Origin of the sequence: Mesorhizobium sp. M7A.F.Ca.US.002.01.1.1, from assembly GCF_004022955.1 — a bacterium.
In the GTDB taxonomy this organism is placed as follows: Bacteria; Pseudomonadota; Alphaproteobacteria; order Rhizobiales; family Rhizobiaceae; genus Mesorhizobium; species Mesorhizobium ciceri.
The window spans coordinates 1-1,986 of record NZ_RZQE01000741.1 but is presented as its reverse complement, the minus strand read 5'-3'; the positions used below and the strand labels follow the sequence as shown (position 1 = coordinate 1,986).

Sequence of the window (1,986 nt, the reverse complement as noted above, 5' to 3'; positions counted from 1 at the left end):
CCGTTCAGGCGCGCTGGTTCATCCGCAACGTCCCCGTCGATCGCTCGGCGATGCCGCCGGTCCTCGATATGGAATGGAACCCGCAATCGCCGACCTGCAGGCTGCGTCCCGACGCCGCCACGGTGCGCGCGGAGATGACCACCTTCCTCGAAATCGTCGAACGCCATTACGGCAAGAAGCCGATCATCTACACTTCCGTCGACTTCTTCGACGACAACGGGCTGTCGGGGTTCCGCGGCTATCCCTACTGGCTGCGTTCCGTCGCCGGCCATCCGCGTGAGAAATACGGCAGCCACCCCTTCACCTTCTGGCAGTACACCGGAACCGGCATCGTTCCCGGCATGACCGGCAAGTCCGACATCAACGTCTTCAACGGCAGCGAAGCCGCCTGGAACAAATGGCTGCGGCAGAACACCCGTTGACGTCAGGTTCAACGGCAGCACCGCCCTGGATCAAAAGCACTCCAGCAGAGCTTCCGTTGAACCGGTTTAACGGCAGCACCGCCCTGGATCAAATCACTCCAGCAGAGCTTCCGTTGAACCGGTGCAACGGCAGCACTGCCCTGCATCAAATCACTCCAGCAGAGAAGCTGCCGCAGAACACCGTTGACACCGGGCCTGCCGCCTGCTTTTCGACACAGCCAGCGGTAAAGAGTGCAACCGCCGGTAATTCAGGGCGTTGGGCTTCCCGGGGGGGGGAGCACAACAAATGACCCCCTGTTCGTTTCGAAAGGAAGCTGATGCGACTGCGTTCCAAAGTCCTCGCGGCTGCGCTGACCCTGTGCGCCACGGCCTTGCCGGCGATGGCGCAGGAATGCGGCGGCGACTTCGAATCCTGGAAGCAGGGCGTCGCCGCGGAAGCCAAGGCGGCCGGCGTAGGTGCAGTGGGTCTCGACGCCCTTGAAGCGGCAACCTTAGATGACAAGGTGTTGGCGCGCGACCGCGCCCAGGGCGTCTTCACCCAAACCTTTGTCGAGTTTTCCAACCGGATGATCTCGGCCTATCGCCTGAAGCAAGGTGCGGCGAACATGAAGAAATACGCGGATGTCTTCGCCCGCGCCGACCAGCAGTTCGGCGTCCAGGCGCCGATCATCGCCGCCTTCTGGGCGCTGGAGACCGATTTCGGCGCCGTGCAGGGCGACTTCCACACGCTGAGCGCCTTGGTGACGCTTTCCCATGATTGCCGCCGGCCGCAGCTCTTCCGGCAACAGCTGGTGCCGCTTCTGGAACTGATCGATCGCGGCGTGCTGCCGGTCGATGTCAGGGGCGCCTGGGCCGGCGAGATCGGCCAGACGCAGATCCTGCCCTCCGACTATCTGGCACGCGGCGTCGACGGCGACGGCGACGGCAAGATCGACCTGCGCGGCAGCGTGCCTGATGTGATCATGACCACTGCCAACAAGGTGCTGTCGCGCGGCTGGAAACGCGACCAGCCCTGGATCCAGGAAGTCCGCGTGCCCGAAGACATGCCGTGGGATCAGACCGGTCGCACCAACAAGCTGCCGCTGTCGCAGTGGGCGCAATGGGGCGTCACCTACCCCAGCGGCGCGCCGCTGGTCGACAACGGCCTGAAAGCAGGCCTCGCGCTGCCGATGGGCCGCAAGGGGCCAGCCTTCCTCGCCTACGACAATTTCGACGTTTATCTCGAATGGAACCAGTCCTTCACCTATGCGCTGACGGCAGCCAACCTTGCCGCACGGCTGGCAGGCGCGCCGCCGCTGGACCCGCGCAATCCCGAGACCGGTCTCAACAATGAGCAGATGAAGGCATTGCAGACCAAGCTGGAAGCCAAGGGCTACGATGTCGGCACCGTCGACGGCATTTTGGGTACCAACACCCGCGAGGCGATCCGCAAGGAGCAGACGCGGCTAGGTTTGCCGGTGGATGGCTGGCCGACGCCGGAGCTGTTGGGAAAATTATAGGGCAATAGGGCAGTAGGGCAAATTAGCCCGAAGCAGTGACTGCCGCCACCCCTATTCCCCTATTC

General features: G+C 63.5%; 2 protein-coding genes. Both read left to right on the top strand.

What is annotated here, in order from left to right; all coding sequences use genetic code 11:
* Window positions 1-422 (top strand): GH25 family lysozyme (locus EN932_RS34910; protein ID WP_281061573.1); only part of this gene is annotated, 422 nt, incomplete at its 5' end.
* Between the two features lie 317 nt (window positions 423-739).
* On the top strand, window positions 740-1,921 hold the full coding sequence (locus tag EN932_RS34905; RefSeq protein ID WP_127388412.1) for a lytic murein transglycosylase: 1,182 nt from the start codon (window positions 740-742) through the stop codon (window positions 1,919-1,921).
* Window positions 1,922-1,986 lie beyond the last annotated feature (65 nt).